The organism is Butyrivibrio hungatei DSM 14810 (assembly GCF_900143205.1).
Classification (GTDB): Bacteria; Bacillota; Clostridia; order Lachnospirales; family Lachnospiraceae; genus Butyrivibrio; species Butyrivibrio hungatei.
Genome location: NZ_FRDH01000004.1, coordinates 164,135 through 184,726, shown reverse-complemented (window position 1 = coordinate 184,726; position 20,592 = coordinate 164,135). Strand labels below are relative to the sequence as shown.

At 41.0% G+C, this 20,592-nt stretch carries 22 protein-coding genes; all 22 read right to left on the bottom strand.

The annotated features are described in order from the left end of the window. Window positions 1-2: 2 nt before the first annotated feature. The 22 genes from BUA02_RS04895 to BUA02_RS04790 all read right to left on the bottom strand — a co-directional run bounded on the left by BUA02_RS04895 (window position 3) and on the right by BUA02_RS04790 (window position 20,578). Window positions 3-479, bottom strand: a complete 477-nt coding sequence (locus BUA02_RS04895; RefSeq protein ID WP_027215728.1) for a PcfB family protein — start codon at window positions 477-479, stop codon at window positions 3-5. Between the two features lie 113 nt (window positions 480-592). Continuing rightward, on the bottom strand, window positions 593-1,273 hold the full coding sequence (locus BUA02_RS04890; protein WP_143147380.1) for a hypothetical protein: 681 nt from the start codon (window positions 1,271-1,273) through the stop codon (window positions 593-595). Between the two features lie 177 nt (window positions 1,274-1,450). Next, window positions 1,451-1,783: a DUF6050 family protein gene (locus BUA02_RS04885; protein WP_034486897.1), complete on the bottom strand. Its 333-nt coding sequence runs from the start codon at window positions 1,781-1,783 to the stop codon at window positions 1,451-1,453. Further along, the gene (locus BUA02_RS04880) at window positions 1,773-3,008 is read right to left on the bottom strand and encodes a DUF6017 domain-containing protein (protein WP_051212538.1); all 1,236 of its coding nucleotides are present in this window, start codon (window positions 3,006-3,008) and stop codon (window positions 1,773-1,775) included. Before BUA02_RS04880 ends, BUA02_RS04885 begins: the two co-directional genes overlap by 11 nt. 24 nt (window positions 3,009-3,032) lie before the next feature. Beyond that, window positions 3,033-3,899: a ParB/RepB/Spo0J family partition protein gene (locus BUA02_RS04875; RefSeq protein ID WP_027215731.1), complete on the bottom strand. Its 867-nt coding sequence runs from the start codon at window positions 3,897-3,899 to the stop codon at window positions 3,033-3,035. Then, entirely contained in the window at window positions 3,892-4,674 is a 783-nt protein-coding gene (locus BUA02_RS04870; RefSeq protein WP_027215732.1) for a ParA family protein, read from the bottom strand. Before BUA02_RS04870 ends, BUA02_RS04875 begins: the two co-directional genes overlap by 8 nt. 18 nt (window positions 4,675-4,692) lie before the next feature. After that, window positions 4,693-4,884 (bottom strand): hypothetical protein, encoded by a 192-nt coding sequence (locus BUA02_RS04865; protein ID WP_027215733.1) that lies wholly within the window; start codon window positions 4,882-4,884, stop codon window positions 4,693-4,695. Between the two features lie 335 nt (window positions 4,885-5,219). Next, a complete protein-coding gene (gene rlmD / locus BUA02_RS04860; protein WP_072701519.1) occupies window positions 5,220-6,623 on the bottom strand; it encodes a 23S rRNA (uracil(1939)-C(5))-methyltransferase RlmD in 1,404 nt (467 codons plus the stop codon). A 12-nt stretch (window positions 6,624-6,635) separates the two neighbouring features. Next, the gene (locus tag BUA02_RS04855) at window positions 6,636-6,902 is read right to left on the bottom strand and encodes a DUF4366 domain-containing protein (RefSeq protein ID WP_071175662.1); all 267 of its coding nucleotides are present in this window, start codon (window positions 6,900-6,902) and stop codon (window positions 6,636-6,638) included. An 82-nt stretch (window positions 6,903-6,984) separates the two neighbouring features. Then, a complete protein-coding gene (locus BUA02_RS04850) occupies window positions 6,985-9,426 on the bottom strand; it encodes an ATP-dependent helicase (protein WP_072701517.1) in 2,442 nt (813 codons plus the stop codon). After that, window positions 9,426-10,073: a DUF1836 domain-containing protein gene (locus tag BUA02_RS04845; protein ID WP_072701515.1), complete on the bottom strand. Its 648-nt coding sequence runs from the start codon at window positions 10,071-10,073 to the stop codon at window positions 9,426-9,428. The genes BUA02_RS04850 and BUA02_RS04845 overlap by 1 nt, the downstream gene beginning before the upstream one ends. Before the next feature lie 4 nt (window positions 10,074-10,077). Beyond that, window positions 10,078-11,769 (bottom strand): DNA repair protein RecN, encoded by a 1,692-nt coding sequence (gene recN, locus BUA02_RS04840; protein WP_072701513.1) that lies wholly within the window; start codon window positions 11,767-11,769, stop codon window positions 10,078-10,080. Between the two features lie 39 nt (window positions 11,770-11,808). Continuing rightward, the gene (locus BUA02_RS04835; protein ID WP_072701511.1) at window positions 11,809-12,264 is read right to left on the bottom strand and encodes an arginine repressor; all 456 of its coding nucleotides are present in this window, start codon (window positions 12,262-12,264) and stop codon (window positions 11,809-11,811) included. Between the two features lie 28 nt (window positions 12,265-12,292). Further along, window positions 12,293-13,135 carry an NAD(+)/NADH kinase gene (locus BUA02_RS04830; protein ID WP_072701509.1) on the bottom strand — a complete coding sequence of 281 codons (843 nt, stop codon included), beginning with the start codon at window positions 13,133-13,135 and terminating at the stop codon, window positions 12,293-12,295. 20 nt (window positions 13,136-13,155) lie between these two features. Further along, a complete protein-coding gene (locus tag BUA02_RS04825) occupies window positions 13,156-14,055 on the bottom strand; it encodes a TlyA family RNA methyltransferase (protein ID WP_072701507.1) in 900 nt (299 codons plus the stop codon). Window positions 14,056-14,061: 6 nt separating this feature from the next. Further along, window positions 14,062-15,912 carry a 1-deoxy-D-xylulose-5-phosphate synthase gene (gene dxs, locus BUA02_RS04820; RefSeq protein ID WP_072701505.1) on the bottom strand — a complete coding sequence of 617 codons (1,851 nt, stop codon included), beginning with the start codon at window positions 15,910-15,912 and terminating at the stop codon, window positions 14,062-14,064. Window positions 15,913-15,928: 16 nt separating this feature from the next. Beyond that, complete coding sequence (locus BUA02_RS04815; RefSeq protein ID WP_072701503.1) at window positions 15,929-16,855, bottom strand: polyprenyl synthetase family protein; 927 nt, start codon at window positions 16,853-16,855, stop codon at window positions 15,929-15,931. Then, entirely contained in the window at window positions 16,855-17,088 is a 234-nt protein-coding gene (gene xseB / locus BUA02_RS04810; protein WP_072701501.1) for an exodeoxyribonuclease VII small subunit, read from the bottom strand. The genes BUA02_RS04815 and xseB overlap by 1 nt, the downstream gene beginning before the upstream one ends. After that, window positions 17,069-18,295, bottom strand: coding sequence for an exodeoxyribonuclease VII large subunit (gene xseA, locus BUA02_RS04805; RefSeq protein WP_072701499.1), 1,227 nt, complete (start codon window positions 18,293-18,295; stop codon window positions 17,069-17,071). The genes xseB and xseA overlap by 20 nt, the downstream gene beginning before the upstream one ends. Further along, window positions 18,285-18,686, bottom strand: a complete 402-nt coding sequence (gene nusB, locus BUA02_RS04800) for a transcription antitermination factor NusB (protein ID WP_071177439.1) — start codon at window positions 18,684-18,686, stop codon at window positions 18,285-18,287. Before nusB ends, xseA begins: the two co-directional genes overlap by 11 nt. A gap of 18 nt (window positions 18,687-18,704) precedes the next feature. Next, window positions 18,705-19,058: an Asp23/Gls24 family envelope stress response protein gene (locus tag BUA02_RS04795; RefSeq protein WP_071175651.1), complete on the bottom strand. Its 354-nt coding sequence runs from the start codon at window positions 19,056-19,058 to the stop codon at window positions 18,705-18,707. 83 nt (window positions 19,059-19,141) lie between these two features. Beyond that, on the bottom strand, window positions 19,142-20,578 hold the full coding sequence (locus BUA02_RS04790; RefSeq protein ID WP_072701497.1) for a transglutaminase domain-containing protein: 1,437 nt from the start codon (window positions 20,576-20,578) through the stop codon (window positions 19,142-19,144). Window positions 20,579-20,592: the final 14 nt, after the last annotated feature.

Here is a 20,592-nt window from a genome sequence, read left to right as displayed (position 1 = left end):
ACTCATAGGCTCTGTCCCCGATCCTTGGTTTTTTCTCTGGCGCGTTCCCTGTTCATTGTTTGAGTCCAGAGTTCCTTATAACGGTTCAGCCTATCCCTTACGGATTCACGGTTCTGCTTCTTTTCGTTTCCATGCACAAATTCTTTGAATGCCATCGCAATCACGTCGGCATCCCTGCCCTTGAAGAAAACAACATACTTTGGCGGATCCACGGTCTTGTCTTTTTTCACGGCAAAATCAACGTTGTACTTCTTCGCAACACGCTCAAAGGATTTGATGTTGTTCTCCGTTATTTCCATGGTGTTCGCACCCTGATCCTTGCCCATGAGCTTCTTTACGGAAATCTTCCCATGCCAGTTAGCCTGCTTATTCTTAAGATGATTTAAGTAGGCAATCATAGCTTTCTTCAGCACATCGGCGGTCAGTTTGGAGGTTCTGATCACAAGGGCAATAGATTTCTGTGTTACTTCTTCCTGCATCATCATCATCCTGTCTTTCGTTTATCCTCTGGTAATGTTTACAGCCAGGGAGGCACCAGCAGCCTCCGCAAATATATTTTTCTCATATAGTTCCTTTCCGTCCCGCAGGACTTTTAATTCAAAAGATAAATGGTGTAAAGATTTGCAAATATCGTACCGTCCTCGATCTTCAAGTCATCCAACAGAAGGCACTGGAACAGCACATCACGTATCACATCATCGTTCAGCCTAAAAAGCTCTGTATATTTTCCATAAGCCGCCTGCTGTGTACCATCATCAGCCGCATGGGATTTATCCTCATCCCGTGCCATATTCTTTCTGTATTCAAGGCAATTCGCATAGAGTGAGCGAATCTGATATTTTCCAAAATAGAAAGAATAGGCATCTTTTCCCTCGTAGGTCTTTCTGCATTTTTCCAATTCATCCTCTGCTATGGAAAAAGCACAGATATCCGTTTCTATTACGGTTTTGCCATTGTAATCCGGTTTCAGTTTTCCTCCGTACCAGTTGATATGCTGATAGATTTCTTCTCTTCCGGTAATAAGCGCAACTCTGTGAAAATCTCTCTTTCCAAGGAATACATCCATGTAAACATTGTTGGCAGAGAGAGTATCATTCCATATCAGCTTCCTGTGTTCCTTTACCCTGAGAAGATACTGAAGAACATTCAGAAGTCGTTCTCTGTTGTCAATTTCACGAAAGCCCTCCGGCGGAACTATCACGCTATCGAACACAAGTGGTGTAGATCCCTTTTCCAGCTCTTTCTCTACAAGCGTTTTCAAATCCTTTGACATAAAAACCTCCTTAACGCAAAAAAGGGAGCAGCTTCTTTCCTCCATTGAGGTCAAAAACTGCTCCCTATCGCTGTAAATATATTTTTTAACTTTAACCTTTGGACAACTTGTCCAGAGCTTACTGTCATATATTACGGATTACATCCATGGCAGCCTTTGGACAACTTGTCCAAAGCTTTATCCAAATGCAATCGTAATGATTATTCTGACCAAAGCTACTATGCTTCTCCCAATCATGTAGATAACAACAAATCCTCCTATAATTCCACCTATGATACAGTCAAGTCCTATAATTCCAATACTGCCGGAAATCCCATAATTATGCGGGATAAGCCATAGCATCATACGTCTGATTCCGAAGGGGAATCCTACAATAAGCCAAAGCAGAAAATAGTCCATACCTTCTGCTTTATGGCATATCGGATATGCAAAGCATAGCACTACAGCTATCGCTATTAGCGGAATCAGTATTTCTTTAAAAAAGATAACTGAGCATTCCTTAATCCTCATACCCTTCATTCTCCTTCCGGTTTTTCAGAAATACGCCATTTGTATTATCATGGTTTACCCACTGCTGATAATACTGCCCAATAGTCGCAGGGGCATTATAAAGACAGGTAATCATATATGACCTGATATCCCTGATACCGTCCTGGTTCGGATTATCGTGAAGCCTGTCTATAACGTACTCAAGATGAGAATCATTAAGCTGTAAATATCTGCGCTTCACCTCTTCCGGATCCATCGGTGTTTTATTGACAATCATTGGTCCAGAGTGCTCTCCACACATAACATCGTGCATGATCAAATATAACTCATGATAATCTTCACGTCTGGTAACATCGTCATTTTCCATATGCCAATCGTAGTTAATATGCCTTTTTATCAGTTGATCCCAAAATTCTGTTTTTTGTCTTATCGCATCAATCTCTTCCCGCCTTTGTCTCTGCACAGGAGTCTCCTGCGTGATAGATATGATGTGATCTTTGTAAATATTATTTGTAGTATTATTTGTATTTGTCCGGAAGTTCCCGGAGGGATATCCATCCTCATAATTGCAGGATTCCATTTCATTACTGTCACCATATACTGAAATTTCGGGCTGGGATATGGGTACATTTTCGGCAGGGTATCCTGACAAATTTGTCAGTATATCCTCCTCATTTTGTCCTGATATCCCGTCTGTTTTTTCAGCATCATTCAGAACGCCCATTTCATCAGCATTCTCGGCACTTTCATTACAATTACTTGGCACTAATTTTCTTGAAACCTGCTTTGAAGTAGTGCCGCCTTCTTCCTTTGGATATGAGATTTCTTTCAAAACCAATATATTCAGATCAATAAACATTTGATTTGGAATAGTTCTTCCGTTGGAGTATTCTATATTGTAAAAAAATCTTTTGATGACACCAATCTCCACAAGCTGATCAAAAGCAAGCTTGATTGTCTTTTTTGACTCACCAAATTTATTTGCATACTCCTGATAACTCTTCTGGAGCATCTCCCCATGAAACTTCTTTTTCCATCCAATTACTTCGCCTGTCCTTTCGTCTCTGACTTCAGTAGGGCGATGCCAATATACGAGATCAGCTAATATAGTAATTGCCAACAGATAAGGCTTTCCCGTGGTAGGTTTCAGAATATGCTTATACCATTCTTCGGGTATAACATTGCCGCTTATGGCTATGCTTCCCATGGCATCTACCGTCAGGTTGCCGCTTGACCTGTAGCCCATCGCTGTTCTCCTCCTCTCGCTGTATTAATTCCTTTTTGATTTCCATTCTTCCAAAAGACCGATAATTGTCTCCTCTATATCTTCATCAGACATATCTTCTGGAAAATAATCCGCAATCTTTTCAGCCTTTAAGACAAACTTCTTAGGCTTTGGCTTTGTTTCGGTTAATATAAGTTTTATCGCTATCTCCGTAAGTTCAGCGTTTTTTGATAGTTCCTTAATTCGTGCAGACTGAGCCATGCTCATGGAGCATTTAAGCTCACCTATTGCGTTAAGTACCCAAATCTGCTCCTGCTCAGACAGGAAAGATAAATCTATTCCCTGAGCCATTCCGATTTTTCTTGTATCTACAAGTTCCATCAATCCATCTATCAGATTTGAAAGCCATAGATACCTTTGAACAGTCTTCCCGCTCTCGCCAGCTGCATTTCCAAGCTCATCGAGAGAGTTTCCTTTAACACCAGGACTTTTTATCTGATCGTATTTCATACGGTAAGCGTGAGCTTTTTCACTGGGAAGGATATCTTCACGCTGGATATTCGTATCAACCATAAGACGGGTCGCAAGTTCATCAGAGTATTCTCTGATATATACAGGCATAGTCTTAAGTCCTGCAAGTTCTGCAGCACGTTTACGTCTGTGGCCTGCAATTATCTCATAGCCGCCTTCTTTACGTGGTCTTACAATTCCGGGAACTATTATTCCCTGCTCTTTAACGCTTGCTACTGTTTCATACATCTTTTCATCATCGAGAACCCTAAATGGATGATTTTGGAATTCATGCAATTCCTTTAAAGCGACCTCCACTATCTGTTCTCCCTCAGATGGTGCCCCAAAAAGGTCATCAAACGCTGTAAGGCTGATATTATCAGAAGCTCTTTTCTTACTCATTATCCAGCACCTCCTCGACGAATGCCTCATACGCAACAGCCACGCTGCTCTTTGGAGACTGCTCATAAACACTTATGCCGTTTGCAACAGCTTCTTTCGCTTTAACGGATTCTGGAATAACAGTCTGAAAAATCTTCAAATGCTGACCATAAGCTTCTTCCATCTTATTCATGATGTCCCTGGCAATATTTGTCCTGCCATTTACTATGGTAAGAAGCACTCCCTCAATCTCAATCTTTCGGTTTAATCTTTTCTTTACCTGCCCGATGGTTCTAATGATTTCCTGTAAACCTTCTACACACAGATATTCAGGCGGCGATGGAATCAGGACGCTATCACAGCAGGTTAGGGCATTGAGAATAAGATTATCAACACCGGGATTGCAGTCAATAATGATGTAATCATACCTATCACGAATGCCGTCGATGTACTCCTCAAGGATATGCTCCTTGCTCATCACTTCATCCAGCTGCTGCTCAACTGTCCGGAGACTATGATTACTCGGAAGTATGTCTACTCCCTCGTCGTTATGGATTATTCCCTCTCCCTCGCTGATTTCTATTTCATTGATAACCTTCTGGATAACTGTGCTTACCGTATATGGAAGCTCCTTATTGTTTCTAATCCCAAGTCCCAATGAAAGCGAACCTTGTGGGTCGAGATCTACCAAAAGAACTCTTTTCCCCTTTTTTACAAGTCCTACTCCTAAATTTGCGGCAGTAGTTGTTTTGGCTACCCCGCCTTTAATATTGGCTACAGATATCACTTTGCACATAATCTCCGTCCTCCCTTTTTATTGGTTAACTGCTTTTTTCTCGCTGTTTGGATCAATCATTACATCCATATACTGTCTGAAATACTTCTTGGTTCCCTTATTTGGGAAGGCGTCAGACACGCTTATAACCTTAATTCTCTTATTTCTTTCGATACACCTTTTCATACGCTTGATCTCGCAGGTCGTGCCCTGCAATCTGACTTTGACCATCTTTCCATCCTCCCTGGTTTTAAAATCTTTCCATGGGAGATTATGAAGTATATCCCGCCAACTGCACCTATCGCTGTAAAGGTCATAATATGTAAGCCCTCCTTCCATGTTTTATACGCAAAAAGGGATATCAGCATCTCTTGCCAATATCCCTATTTAAAGCCATCATTCGATGGTATCCATATTCACTTTTATATCCGGATTTTTTGTGTTCCCCGTCTCCAGTTCAAAAGCTACCGCCACGGTAATTTTCTGAATCAGGGTTTTTTCCTTGCGATTTTCCTCCACATAATTGAAAGAGAAAAACTCGCAAAAGTGCGTAAATTCAAGGATTGTCAGGTATTCTGCCTTGTTAGCAGAACCACAGTCTCCACATGACTTGTCCATGGGAACTGATCTACAGCTACAGCTCTGCTCATCATGTAGCCGTTCTCCTGGAAGATTTCCAGGTCGCGGGCAAGGGATGTAGGTTTGCATGATACGTAGATCATATAATTTACACCGTAATCAATTATCTTCTTCAGTGCCTTAGGATTGATACCATCACGAGGAGGATCCAGAATAATAAGGTCTGGTTTATCTTCGATGTCATCAAGAACCTTAAGAACATCACCTGCGATGAACTCGCAGTTATCCAAGTGATTGAGCTTGGCATTCTCTTTGGCTGCTTCAACTGCTTCTTCAACAATCTCAACACCGATAACCTTGGTGGCTACTGGTGCAAGAAGCTGAGCGATAGTTCCGGTTCCTGAATAAAGATCAAATACGACTCCGTCATTTTTGATATTGCTCTGATCATACAAGCTGCGAATGTAGTCACGAACTGTCTGATAGAGAACTTCAGCACTTAAGCTGTTTGTCTGGAAAAATGAAAAAGGAGTGATCCTGAACTTAAGGCCAAGAAGCTGCTCGTAAAAGAAGTCCTGACCATAGAGAATCTCTGTACCTTCATCAATTACAGCATCAGCAAGAGAATCGTTCTTGGTATGAAGGATACCAGCAATTCTGCCATCGAGCTGTAAGTTCAAAAGTGCATCCTTATAGCCTGTAAGATTATGCTCTTCCTGAGTTGTTGTAATAAGGTCGATCAAGATATCACCTGTTCTAACAGCTTTTCTCACAAGAAGGTGTCTAAGATAGCCTTCCTGCTTCATTCTGTGGTAGAAGGTGATCTCCTTTTTGTCATACATTGGTGAAAAATAATCCACTGTAGCTGAGAGGATTGCTCTGTAATCATCGTCTACGATGCGACAACCACTGACAGTTACGATATCATAAAAGCTCCCTTTCTTGTGCATTCCAAGAGAGAGAGGTCCTCCCATGATTTCATCACCAAAGGTGAATTCCATCTTGTTTCTATATGCATACTTAACAGGGCTGGTCTTGATACCCTCCCATGTAAAGCGAATAGAGTTTCTCTCTACAGCTGGCTTTAAAAGGCTTCTAACCTGCTGTTCCTTAAGACCAAGTTCCTTGACATAAGGCATAGTAAGATAGCTACATCCACCACATTTTCCAAAGTGAATGCATGGGCTCTCGTTTGAATCAGGAGCTTCTTCTAATACTTCAAGAAGTCGTCCTTCTGCCCTGCCATTTCTAACCTTCTGTATCTGTACTGAAACTTTCTGATCAGGAAGAGCACCTTTTACAATGACTTTTCCCTCTTCTGTCTCAAGGACTCCCTTATTTGGAAACTCTACTCTTTTAACTATTCCTGTTACAATGTCTTTTTTCTTCACGGTAATTAATTCTTAACTTTCCCTGATAAAATCTTCGTCATCGAAGTCATCTTCGAAATCGTCGAAATCATCATCATAATAATCATCTTCAAAGGCTGGTGTCATGTAGCGATATACAAGGTATGAAATGATTGCTACAGCTGAAATAGATCCAATTACAGCCAAAATCCAAAGGATCACGTTAGAAGGCTTCTTAGCGTTTGCAGCCTCTCTCTTGTCCAGAAGTTCGTTAATTCTTGTAAGTTCAATAATGTCGTCAATCTTTGATTTTACTTCCATCTTAGTAACCCCTTTCTCGAATAAATAATCTAGATTAAGTATAGCATATATAATATTAAACGTAATTGAATGCCGGATTTTTTCACACTTTCTTAAGTTTTGCAAAAGCAGCATACATGATCTTCTGACCACAGTCGTCGAAGTTAACTGTAACCTTGTAGTCACGTGGTCCCTCTTCTAGAGAAGTTACTACTCCTACGCCGTATTTAATGTGTGATACTTTATCTCCAACATTGTAATCAGGCTTGGATGCTGACATTGGCATTCCCTTAGATAGACCTGCAAGAGTACCCTTTGTATGTGTCTTGGCTGCGCCAGCTATGTAAGGCTTACTCTGTGGAACTGCTCTTGGCTTTTTAGGAGCAGGCTTTGCCTTTAACTTATAGGAATTGGAAAGCTGTGAAACGCCGCTGCTACTTCCAAAGTTCTTGTTCTGATAAGATGACTTAAGGCTTGGTCCGTCATAATCGTCAAAAGAGCTGTCTCTACGGGACTTTCCATAAGTACTCTCTACGCCTTCATACTCGTCAATTGATTCGCCATCATCAAAAAGAAATGCTGGCTTACTCTGAGGTTTGGAATTTTCAAGCATATTGTCAGGAATCTCAGTAACAAAGCGGCTGAGCCTGTTGTACATGGTCTCGCCTCTTACCATTCTGCGTCTTGCAGCAGTAAGAGTTAAATGCTTCTTTGCTCTTGTGATTCCTACATAAGCAAGTCTTCTCTCCTCTTCAATGCCCTCAGGATCAGAATCCTCGCACTGAAGTGTCATGTATGATGGGAACACGCCCTCTTCCATACCTGCAAGGTAAACGTGCTCAAACTCAAGGCCCTTGGCACTATGAAGTGTCATAAGGAGAACTTTTTCGTTATCCTCGCCAATTCTGTCTATATCAGCAACCAAGGCAACTTCCTCAAGGAACCCGGAAAGAGTAGGCTGTTCTACCTCTTCATTTTCCTCGTAGGCTGCAATCTTGGAAATAAGTTCGTCTACGTTTGCTGCTCTATCGTTATCTCCAGAGTCATCATCTTCATCAAGAGTCTTAAGGAATTCCATATAGTTTGTAACATCAATGACATCCTTTAAAAGCTCTTCTAAAGAATAGCTCTTAGCCTTTGTTCTGAAAGCTCTGATCATGGTAACAAAATCATTGAGCTTACCTACGCTTCTACCAACAGCCATGATCTGGTCTGCCTCACAAAGAGCATCATAAAAGCTTATCTGTCTTTCATCAGCATAGTTCTGAACATACTCGATAGTTGTGGCTCCAATGCCTCTCTTTGGCACATTTATGATTCTTTTAACAGCAATATCATCTCTACCGTTATCGATTGTCTTAAGGTATGCCAAAAGATCTTTTATCTCGCGCCTTGCATAGAAATTAGTACCGCCTACTATATCGTAAGGAATCCCCTCTACTACAAAACGCTCTTCCAAAAGACGGGACTGGGCGTTAGTTCTGTATAAAACAGCCACGTCATTATAGCTAAGCTTGCCATTTCTCTTGAGCTTACCAATGTCAGAAGCAATGAACTCTGCCTCATCGTAAGCTGTATCAAACTCCACGAGTTTAACCTTATCCCCATCCTTTTGATCTGTCCAAAGAGCCTTGTCCTTACGGCCGTAGTTGTTGCTGATGACCGCATTGGCAGCATCAAGGATTTCCTGGGTTGAGCGGTAGTTTTGCTCAAGTTTTATTACAGTTGCATCAGGATATACCTTCTCAAAATCAAGGATATTTCTGATGTTAGCACCCCTGAATCTGTAGATACTCTGGTCATCATCACCTACAACGCAGAGGTTTCTGTACTTATCAGCAAGAAGTCTGATGAGTTCAAACTGAGCATTATTGGTATCCTGATACTCATCCACCATGATATAGCGAAATCTGTCCTGATAAGCTTCAAGAACATCAGGATTAGTCTTAAAGAGCTCTACAGTCTTAAAGATAAGATCATCAAAGTCCATGGCATTATTCTTTTTCAGGGCATTCTGATATTCTGTGTATGCCTTGGAAATGCGGACTTTGTTATATTCATTATTTGTACTTAATGCGTATTCTTCTGGAGAAACCAGGTTGTCTTTACATCTGGATATGCTGCCCATGATATTGCGAAGCTTGAGCTGAGTAGTTTCAAGCTGAAATCTCTTACAGATATCCTTCATCAAACTCTTAGAATCATCAGTATCGTAGATTGTAAAATTATTATCGAAGCCAAGTCTGTCGGCGTATCTTCTAAGGATCCTTACGCAACTGGAGTGGAAGGTTGAAACCCAAATGCTCTCAGCTCCGAAGCCGACGATCTTGTCTACTCTTTCACGCATCTCACCTGCTGCCTTGTTAGTAAAGGTGATAGCCATTATATTCCATGGATTGACGTTGCATTCATCAATGAGATATGCAACTCTGTGAGTGAGGACTCTGGTCTTACCGGAACCTGCTCCTGCCAGGATCAATACCGGACCATCAGTCTGAAGAACAGCTTTTTTCTGCTGCGTATTAAGTGTATCGTAAATTCCCATTACTTCTTCTTTTCCTTGCTCTTATCTTTCTTTGCCTTCGCCTCGTCCTCCTCTTTGGTCACGTTATCAAGAATCTTCTCTATGAGAAGCTTTTTAACATAAACATCATAGGATAAAAGAGTTATGAAGGAAAAGAGTTGCATTCTCTTTTTCTCATCCTCTGTAATATCAAGGTTTGTGAAGGTCTCGCCTGCTCTCTTATATTTCTTTTTAAGGTCTTCTATAACAGGTTCAAGTTCTTCCTTCTGAAGATCAAAGGCTGTTTCATATATCTTACTAAGATTTAGTTCGTCATCACTTACGTGGAACCTGTTTTTCAAAGGTTCAATAAGTGTCTGTATGTCATTTATAGATAAAATACTCTTAAGATAATAGATGAATATCAAAAGAATAAGATGATCTTTAGAATACTTCTTTCTCACTGGAGGTGGTAAAAGATCATTCTTGGCATAGTTATTGATCATGGTCTTAGTTAGGATCTTGTCAGTTTCAGGATATCTTGTAGTCTTTTTGAGTCTCTCATCCATGAAGGTCGTGAGCTGATCCATATACAGATCAATATTTGGAATCTCATCAAGAGGAATAGTATCTATTCTTCCAAGAGAAGCAATTATGCTGTTCATAAGATCATCATTGTCGATAGTCATCTTTTTATCCTCGTTTTGTCTCTTCTGCCAATTTGCGCATCTCAAGTGCGTTTTGGATAACTGCATCAGTGATCTCTTCGCCACCAAGAAGTCTAGCCAGCTCACTTGTAGAAGCATCTGCGTCAAGTTTTGAAATGCTTGTTACTGTTCTGCCATCATCAAGACCCTTTTCAATCATGAAATGAGTATCTGACATAGCCGCAATCTGTGGAAGATGCGTGATGCAGATAATCTGATGATCCTTTGAAAGTTCGCCCAGCTTCTGGGAAACCTTCCAGGCTGTTCTGCCACTGATTCCGGCATCAATCTCATCAAATATAAGAGTGCTGATATCGTCCTTGTCAGCAACCACAGTCTTTAATGCAAGCATGATCCTTGAAAGCTCGCCACCGCTGGCAATCTGATCAAGTGGCCTCATGGCTTCACCAGGGTTTGTTGATATCATGAACTGTGCATCATCATAGCCCTTTGAAGAAATCTTATCTTCATCACTCTTTATTTCTATTTCAAATCTCACATCCAGGAAGTTAAGGTCAATAAGGGCCTCAGTGAGCTTATCCTGAAGAGATCTTGCTCCCTTCTTCCTGATATCCGAGATTTTTTTACATAGTAAAAGAACTTCTTTTCTCTTATCATCCAAAGACTTAGTGAGCTTACTTCTTACAGCATCAAGGTCTGAAAGAGCTTCAAGCCTACTAGACTTTTCCTCAAGGTACTCAAGAACCTTTTCTAAGCTTCCGCCGTACTTGTCCTTAAGATGATTTAAGGTATTAAGTCTGTCTTCTGTATTTCTAAAGTCTTCGTCATCAAACTCAAGGTCAGAGACATAATCTGACAAGCTATGATTAAAGTCTGTCAGGAGGTTCTCTATGTCTGATAACTGGGACAAAAGATCTTCTATATCGCTGTCATAATTAGAAACAGATGACAGCTCCCTTACAGCGCGGCCAATAAGGTCAGATGCGCTATCTTCTCCGTCATTACCTGAAGTCATGGCTGATGCTGCATAGGCTGCTTCAGAAATCTTTCTGCTGTTTACCATCTTGTGGTATCTGCTCTCAAGCTCTTCGTCTTCGCCAAGAACTACATTTGCATCATTTATCTCATTAACTTCAAACTCCAAAAGCTCCTGCTCTCTAAGCCTTGAAGACTCATCCATGCTCATGTCCTCAAGCTCTTTTTCAAGAGATCTCATCTCTTCATATCTAAGCGAAAGCTCCTGAAGCGGAGTTTTTAGCTCATTCATACAATAATCATCAAGAATCTCCATGTGCTTTTTCTTGTGAAGAAGCTCTTGATGATCATTTTGTCCGTGGATATTTATGAGAATGCTGGCAATATCTTTGAGCTGCCTAGCTGAAACAGTCTCGCCGCAGATCTTAGACACGCTTCTTCCAGGCATGATCTTGCGCTGGATGATTACAGTTCCATCCTCATCAAGTTCAATATCCATATCCTTTATGAACTTTTTTTGCTGATCATTTAATTCCCCAAAAGTAAGCTCCACCAGTGCTGACTCTTCGCCGGTCCTGATAAGACCAGCATCTGTCTTGCCACCAAGAGCAAGATTGACTGAACCTATGATGACTGATTTACCAGCACCTGTTTCACCGGTAAGAATATTTAGTCCCTTGGAAAACTCGATCTCCTGCTCTTTTATAAGAGCCAGGTTCTTTACATGCAAACTATATAACATTTTTCATCTCCTCTAAAAGAGGACCCCGCCAAAGTCTATTTAGTCTTCATTCATGAGATGCTGGATCTCTTCCATGATCTCTACTGCTTCTTCGTTGGTCTTGATGGCAATCATGATAGTGTCATCACCAGCAATACATCCAACGATCTGTGGAAAATTAAGTGCATCAAGGGCTGCAGCAAGGGCCATAGCCATACCTGATACTGTCTTCATAACTAATATATTCTGAGCCAGATCCATGCTTACAAATCCAGCCTTGAGAACGCTGACATATTTGTCCTGCATTACATCGCTATCTGCAGTTGTATACACATATTTTGACTTACCATCTTCAGTTACCTGCTTGGTAAGCTTCATCTGTCTTATATCTCTTGAAACTGTTGCCTGAGTAACATCATAGCCTGCGTCCTTTAAAAGAGCTGCAAGCTGCTCCTGTGTCTCAACAACATTTCTCGCAATGATCTCGATGATCTTGTCGTGTCTGTTTTTCTTCATTTCTAACCATCCCCTTCACATTCAAATATTATCTGAACTTTTCACCAAGAACCTGTAAAAAGCTAACCCTATTGAGCTTAAGTATCCTGGTTGTCATATTGGACCTCTGAATTGAGATCCTATCCCCTGTTGTCATTTCAATTATACCGCATCCATCAAAGCTGGCCACAACCTTTTGACCGATGTTGTCTCTAAAGGACCCAATCTCAACTTCAACCTTGGTCTTTGATGAAAGCACCAGGCTCCTTGAATTGAGAGTATGTGGACATATTGGAGTTATAAGTATCATATTAGCTGAAGGCTCCACGATAGGACCGCCTGCTGACATATTGTAGCCTGTTGATCCGGTAGGAGTTGAAACTATGATACCATCTGCGTGATAAGTGCAGAGCAAAAGATCATTAACGTAAATATTGTAATCTATTGCTGAAATAGATGAATACCTTGTAATAGCAATATCATTGAGACAATAATCCTTCTTGTCTCCCATACTGCCATCAAGCATCATTCTATCCTCTATCTCGTACTTGCCGGCAAGGATCTGCTCGAGAGCATTGTCGATCCCATTTTTTTCGACTTCAGCAAGATATCCAAGTGTTCCTAAATTGACACCAATGATTGGGATGTCATAGATAGCGGCACTTCTTGCCGCCTGAAGCATTGTGCCATCGCCGCCAAGGACAATACAAAGGTCAGAATCTTTTGGAATAGCACTCTTAAACTCTTTTCCTGTATGCTTGTCATCTCTGATCTTTTCACTCTCAGCAATAACACATTTCTTTCCGTTTTTTTCAAGATATCCCTTGATATAATTAGTGATCTCAAGGTTTATATCCTTGTTTCTGTTAGTAACTATACAAAAGTTATCCATCTAAATTCCCCAATAATGCTTTAATCAAGTTTGCCGTGGGCTCTGTCTACTGTCTCTGCAATGAGCTTTTCCATCTCTTTAGTATGTGAGATTCCTGTTCCAGCTTCACATACCTCTTTTAATATCTTCTCACCATCAGCCTCTGTGAGCTCAGAAACTTTTTCATTAAGCTCAGGATTCTTTCTAATGTGGATCAGATACTCTATGTTTCCTTCTGGTCCCTTGATAGGTGAATAATCAAGGTTAAGCACCTCAAATCCAGCTATATCAACGAAATCCATGATCCTGTGTACAACTTCTTCATGAACCTTTGGATCTCTTACTACTCCTTTTTTACCAACCTTATCTCTTCCTGCTTCAAACTGAGGCTTGATAAGGCATACCATTTCTCCGCCGTCCTTAAGAAGATTTCTTGCAGGAAGCAGGATCTTGGTAAGTGAGATAAAAGAAACATCGCAGGATGCAAAATCCAGGTCATCCTGTATGTCTGCTCTTACCATATATCTAAAGTTGGTTTTTTCCATGCAGACAACTCTGTCATCGCTTCTAAGTTTCCAGTCAAGCTGTCCATGACCTACATCAACTGAATATACCTTTGTAGCTCCATTTTGAAGCATACAATCTGTAAATCCGCCAGTTGAAGCACCTATATCCATACACACCTTTGAATCAAGTGAAAATCCAAAGTTGTTAACTGCCTTTTCAAGCTTAAGGCCACCTCTGCTAACGTATGGAAGAGTATCTCCCTTTACTTCCAGTGATGTGATCTTAGCTTCTTCAAAAGTAGTCCCTGGCTTATCTTCTCTTTGTCCATTTACAAAGACATCGCCAGACATTATAAGGGCCTTTGCTTTTTCTCTTGAAGTAGCAAGACCTCTGTTTACGAGAAGAACATCAAGTCTCTCTTTTTCTTTTGCCATAATAAATTACCTGTGTATTTCTTTTAATATCCTATCTGCAATAGACTTAGCATCTATTCCAAGTTCCTGTCTGAGCTTGTCTACATTTCCATGAGTTACAAACTGATCAGGAATAGCTATCTGAAGCATACCAGCATCGATCTTGTTCTCATCAAGATATGCTCTTACTTTCTCACCATAACCACCGCAGGCAACGTTCTCTTCCATTGTTACAAAGAGCTTGTGGTCCTTGGCTGCCATGTGAATGTAATCAGTATCTATAGGCTTAGCAAATCTTGCATTCACAAGACTGCACTTAAGTCCCTGTTCTTTGAGGATATTTCTGACTTCTTCGGCAATCTTGACCATGCTGCCAAGAGCAAGAAGACAGATGTCTTTTTCCTCATAGATTGGTTCGCACTTGCCCATCTCTATCGGTGCTCTGAACTCCTTGAGTCCATCATAGGCGTTTCCTCTAGGATATCTGATGGCAGTTGGTCCGTTAAACTCAATCGCAAACTTCAGCATATCTGAGAGTTCCCATTTATTCTTTGGAGCCATTATGTGCATATTTGGCATAGTTGAAAGATATGATATATCAAATATACCCTGATGTGTCTCGCCGTCACTTCCTACAAGTCCTGCCCTGTCTACAGCAAAGACTACAGGAAGATTCTGAAGACATACATCCTCCATGATCTGGTCATATGCTCTCTGAAGGAAGGATGAATAAACTGCAAATACTGGTCTGTATCCACCTGCAGCCATACCAGCTGCAAAAGTAACAGCATGCTCTTCAGCAATACCTGCATCCACAAATCTATCCTTGTACATATTTCTGAATCTCTTAAGACCTGTACCATCAGCCATAGCCGCTGTAATAGCTACCACCTTGCTGTTCCTGTCTCCGAGCTTACACATGACTGTACTGAAGATATCCTGATAGTTAGCAGTAGTCCTAGGATTTCTAGGAAGTCCATTCTCAATGAGGAAAGGCTCCGTACCATGGAATCTTGCAGGATGTCTCTCTGCCGGCTCATAGCCCTTACCTTTTTTGGTCATGACATGGATCATAACTGCCTTTTTGACTTTCTTAGCCTCTTTGATGGTTCTGATAAGGCCTGCTGTATCATGTCCATTAACTGGTCCAAGGTATGTTATTCCAAGGTTTTCAAATACCATTCCAGGGACAAAGAGCTGCTTAAAGCTGTTCTTGGCTCTTCTGATTCCAGTAACTGCTTTTTTATTCTTGCGAAGCTGAGCATACACGTCCTCTTTGAGGTTTAGGTACCCTTCTGCAGTACGAACGCCGTTAAGGTACTTGTTCATACCTCCTACGCTCTCAGAAATAGACATCTCGTTATCATTTAAGATGATGATAAAGTTAGTCTCCAATTTGGCTGCGTTATTAAGAGCTTCATAAGCAAGTCCGCCAGTAAGAGACCCGTCACCAATAACAGATACTACTGTGTAATCATCCTGCTGAAGATCTCTTGCCTTGACCATTCCAAGGCCTGCAGAAATAGATGTTGAGCTGTGGCCTGTATCAAAACAGTCTGTATCGCTCTCACATCTCTTTGGAAAACCACTGATTCCGCCATACTGACGAAGAGTGTTGAACTTATCTTTTCTGCCAGTAAGTATCTTGTGAGTATATGACTGGTGTCCTACATCCCATATTATCTTGTCTTCTGGAAGATCTAAAGCTACATGGAGAGCCATTGTAAGTTCAACCGTTCCAAGGTTTGAAGCTAAGTGTCCACCTGTGATTGAAAGGTTGTCTATCAAAAACTCTCTGATTTCCTGAGCAAGTTCAGGATATTTATTTGCAGGGATATTCTTTATATCTCCAGTTTTATTTATCTGATCAAGCAGCATGTTCGTCTACCATCCATCATTTCTTTCTATAGATCAAATACTGAAAGAGTTCGTCCAAAAAAGTGTTTTCAAAGCCGTGATCACTAAGTATCTTGGAGGCCTCATCAGAGAGCTCTTTTACTTTGTTAGAAGCTCCCTCCATGCCATAAAGGCTCACATAGGTGCTCTTTCCGTTCTTTTCATCTGAGCCGATAGGTTTACCAAGTTCTTCCTGATTTCCAACTATATCAAGGATATCATCCTGAATCTGGAATGCAACTCCTACGCAACTTCCAGCCTTCTCAATGGCCTCTACAGCACTTTCATCTGCTCCGCCAAGGATCGCTCCTATCATAAGACTGCTCTCAATGAGAGCTCCTGTCTTGTTCTCATCTATATAACTTAAGGTATCCTTCATCTCTTCATCAGGGATATCTGTCTTGTTCTCTGCTACGATGTCAGCGCACTGACCACCTACCATGCCATAGATACCGGCTTTGGTAGCAAGGACATTAAGAGCCTTAAGGTATCTTTTTTGTCCGTCAAAAGAATCTGAAACTGAGCCTGCAATTGCTGTCTCAAAGGCAAGGTTTAATAGGCCATCACCAGCAAGTGTTGCCATACCTGCGCCATATACTGCATGAGTAGTCTTTCTGCCTCTTCTGTACTCATCGTTATCCATAGCTGGAAGATCATCGTGCACCAGTGAATAGGTGTGGATCATCTCCATTGCCGCCATAAAAGGCTCTACCACCTTAAGATCAGCATCTGCTCCAGCAAAAAGACGATAGGACTCCATCATCATGATAGGTCTAAGTCTCTTGCCTCCTGCTAAAAGGCTGTAATTCATAGCCTCAATAACAGTCTTTGCATAACCTTCCTCTTTTGGAAGATACTTTTTTAATATATTCTCAACTTCTGATACGCGCTCTTTGAGGCGACTTTCAAAGTCTTCGCTCTTCATTACTCAAAATCCTCCAGACTGCCATTTTCTGCTATCTTTTGAACCTTGAGTTCAACCTCTTCTATAGCCTCGTGGCAATTCTTAAGTAGTTTCATGCCTTCCTGATACTCTTTAAAAGAATCTTCTAAAGAGATGTCATCCTTTTCAAGAGCATGGATCTTTTCTTCAATTTTGCTAAAAGCCTCTTCCACAGAGAGCTTTTCTTTTTTATCTTCAGTCTTCTTGGCTGCCATACGCATTATCCTCAGTTTCTATAACCTTAGCCTTTATAGTTCCATCAGTTACATAAATTGATAGTTTGTCATCCTTATGGATATCCCTGATACTTCTTATGTTATCGCCATCTTCACCAGCCACATAGGAATATCCGCCCTTTAACCTGTCAAGTGGCGACAGACCTTTTAGCCTCTCTATATCGATATTGAGTCTGTGTCTGTAGTCTGTAAGTTTCCTGTCCATAAGGGTCTGCAAAGTATCTGCAAATCCGTCTAGTCTAAGGAGTTTGTCTCTTATCTTGCCCTGAGGGCTTAATAGTCTCAAGGACTCTCTATATCTATCCATCAGAAGCTTCTTGCTGTTTAGTTTATTTTCCATGCTCCTGTGAAGGGTAAAAGAGTAATCCTCTATATCCTGCACGAATCTGTTATATTCGAATACTGCAATTTCTGCAGCAGCAGAAGGCGTAGGTGCCCTTCTATCTGAAACATAATCTGCTATCGTAGTATCTGTCTCATGACCAACTGCAGATATAATAGGAATCGGACAATCAAAGATTGCCTGGGCGACTGTTTCCTCATTGAATGCCCAAAGATCTTCTATAGAACCTCCGCCACGGCCAACAATGATTACATCAACCTGTTTCCTGGATAAAGTCTCAATTCCTCTGACAATACTCTCGGAAGCCTTCTCACCTTGAACTATGGCAGGATAAAGAATTATCTGAATATGCGGATTTCTGCGTGTCGCTACATTTATAATGTCCCGCACAGCTGCACCAGTTGGAGCTGTAACTATGCCAAGAGTCCTGATATATGATGGAATAGGCTGTTTGTACTCTTCTGCAAACATGCCCTGTTCCAGTAGCTTTTGTTTTAACTCTTCAAATTTCTCATAAAGAGCTCCAGCTCCATCAAGTTCAATCTGCCTTGCATAGAGCTGATATTTGCCATCTCTTTCATATACATCAACTGTTCCGCTGGCCTTGACCTGCTGACCTTCCTTCATCTGAAACTTAAGGCCGCCTCTGTCTCTATCACCACGGAACATCACACAAGAAATAGCACCACCTGCATCCTTCAACGTAAAATAAATATGTCCAGATGAGTGGTACTTTAAATTACTGACCTCTCCCTTAATAGTAAGTGACTTAAGGAGGAAGTCCTGAGTAAACATATTCTTTATGTAAGAATTAACCTGTGTGACTGTATATTCACTGCGCAAATTTTGCTAACACTCCATTTACAAAAGCGGATGAGCCATCCTGACCAAACTTCTTGGCAAGTTCAACTGCCTCGTTTATAGCAACACCCGTAGGTACTGTATCATCATACTTGATCTCATAGATAGCAAGGCGGATGATAGTGAGCTCAACTTTAGCCATTCTGCCTGTATCCCAGCCAGAAGTTTCCTTGTTGATAGCTTCATCGATTTCTGGAAGCTTTTCTGCTATCTTCTCGTATTTGTCTCTAACGTAATCGGCATCAGCCTTGGAAAACTCATGATCACTTGTCTCTGTGAAGAGTTCCTCCTGCTCTGCCATATCTTCTTTTGAATTAAATTCAACACGAAAGAGCAGCTTGAATACCTGCTCTCTCAGTTCTGTTCTATTCATCATACTTTTATTCCTATCTTATGCCTTTGGCATTGTAATTCCGGCGATCCTAATATTAACATCAGTAACTTCAAGTCCTGTCATGTTCTCAATTGAAGCCTTAACACGAGTCTGAGCCTGCTGACATGTAGCTGGAATATTAAATCCATAAGCCATCATAAGTGCAAGATCAACCTTTACTTCTGACTGACCAACAACAACCTTAGCACCCTTTGCAAGATTCTTGCGGCTAACCTTTTCAAGAACATCACTTGTATAATTACCAGCCATAGCAGATACGCCTTCAACCTCAAGGGCTGCAAGAGCTGCGATCCTAGCAACTACGTCATCTGCGATCTTAACTGATCCAACCTCTGCAATTTCTTTTCCCATAATTGTCACCTCAATAAACACATTAATAATCTAATTCATTATACAGTATATCATAATTCTCTCAGCTAGGCTAAGCTAACGCCTCAATTCGCATCAATCCAGAATATTATGGTCCTGGTCTCAGCAAATGTGGTATATGACACGCTGCTGGTATCACCCTGAAGTACATCGAAGACGCCTTTATTAGTAATAAGCTGTTCGAAGATACTGTCGTATACTTCTTTTGTCGCGCACTTCATTGTCACGTTATCACTGCCATCTTTGTATCTTCTATCAAAGAGGTCCTTGATAAGAGACATCTCCGCTGACTTAAAATACTCATCTTCTCTTACATAGTAGTTGTCTGTCATGCTACTGCAAACAGGCATGTCTATATTGTCTGAAATATGATGTGTTTTGCCGATATCATCACTAGTAACACACAGATAATCGTAATTTACTGCTGGAAGCTTGGTTGCATCAGCAGTCTCACCGTTACTGGTCTGATAAGAGGAATCGCCCCAGGTAACATCCACATAATAATATGTTCCGTTACACTGAACCAGATTCCAGGCGTGTCTTACGCCCTTTGAACTCTTTGTATCAACTGTACCAGTAACAAGTGTGCACTTGACACCAATCTTATTAAGAAGATACTGCGCTGCCTTGGCATAACCATTGCATACGCTCTTTCCATTTATAAATACTGAGCATATATTCTGATTATCTTCAGCTTCAAGATCATAATCAGTATTAGTGATCAGATACTCATAAATATATTTAATGGCATAATACTCATCTTCAGAAGAAGGAGCATTGGCAAGACACTTGTTTACTGCATCGTTTATCTTAGCTTTTTTGTCTGCAACCTGCTCTGGTGTGTAAGTATAGTTACCAGTAAAGGTAATCATCTCAATGACATCGCCCCTTGTGTGGTTGGTATACTGATATCCATCCACATAAAAGATCTCCGGATGATCGATCAATACATAGTCAAAGATCAGTTCTACTGCTTCATCACTGGTTGTTGACACCAAAATATCGGAAGCCTGATTTTCGAGTATTGTCAGGATCTCAGCATAAAGGGTCTTGCCTTCATTTGTAAGGCGTTCGAAAGCATAGAGACCTTCCTGCTTCTTTTTGATAGTCTCTAAGTTAGAATCTGTAAGTCCTATGGCCTCTCTCGCAGCTTTCATTTCTTTCTCAGATACTGTTCCAGAAACGTTTTTGCTACTGCTTTCTGTCTTAGTGGACTTTTCCGGTTTGCTATTGGCTTCGTCTTCTGAGGTAAAAGAAGCTCCTTCGTCCGCTTCTGCAGATGAGCTGATAGTAGCACTACTATTGACAGCAACATCTTCAGAGACATAGTAAGTTCCTTCAGAAGATGCCTCATTAGTTTTTTCTGAAGCATCCTTCATTCCGAGGGTCTCAAGATACTCATCTATACTAGAAAACTGACATCCAGACAAAAGCCCGCAAGATAACCCACAGGCAACAGCTAAAGCGATAAATTTCCCAAAAAACTTATCCCGACTTATCAATGCTCTCCTCCAGA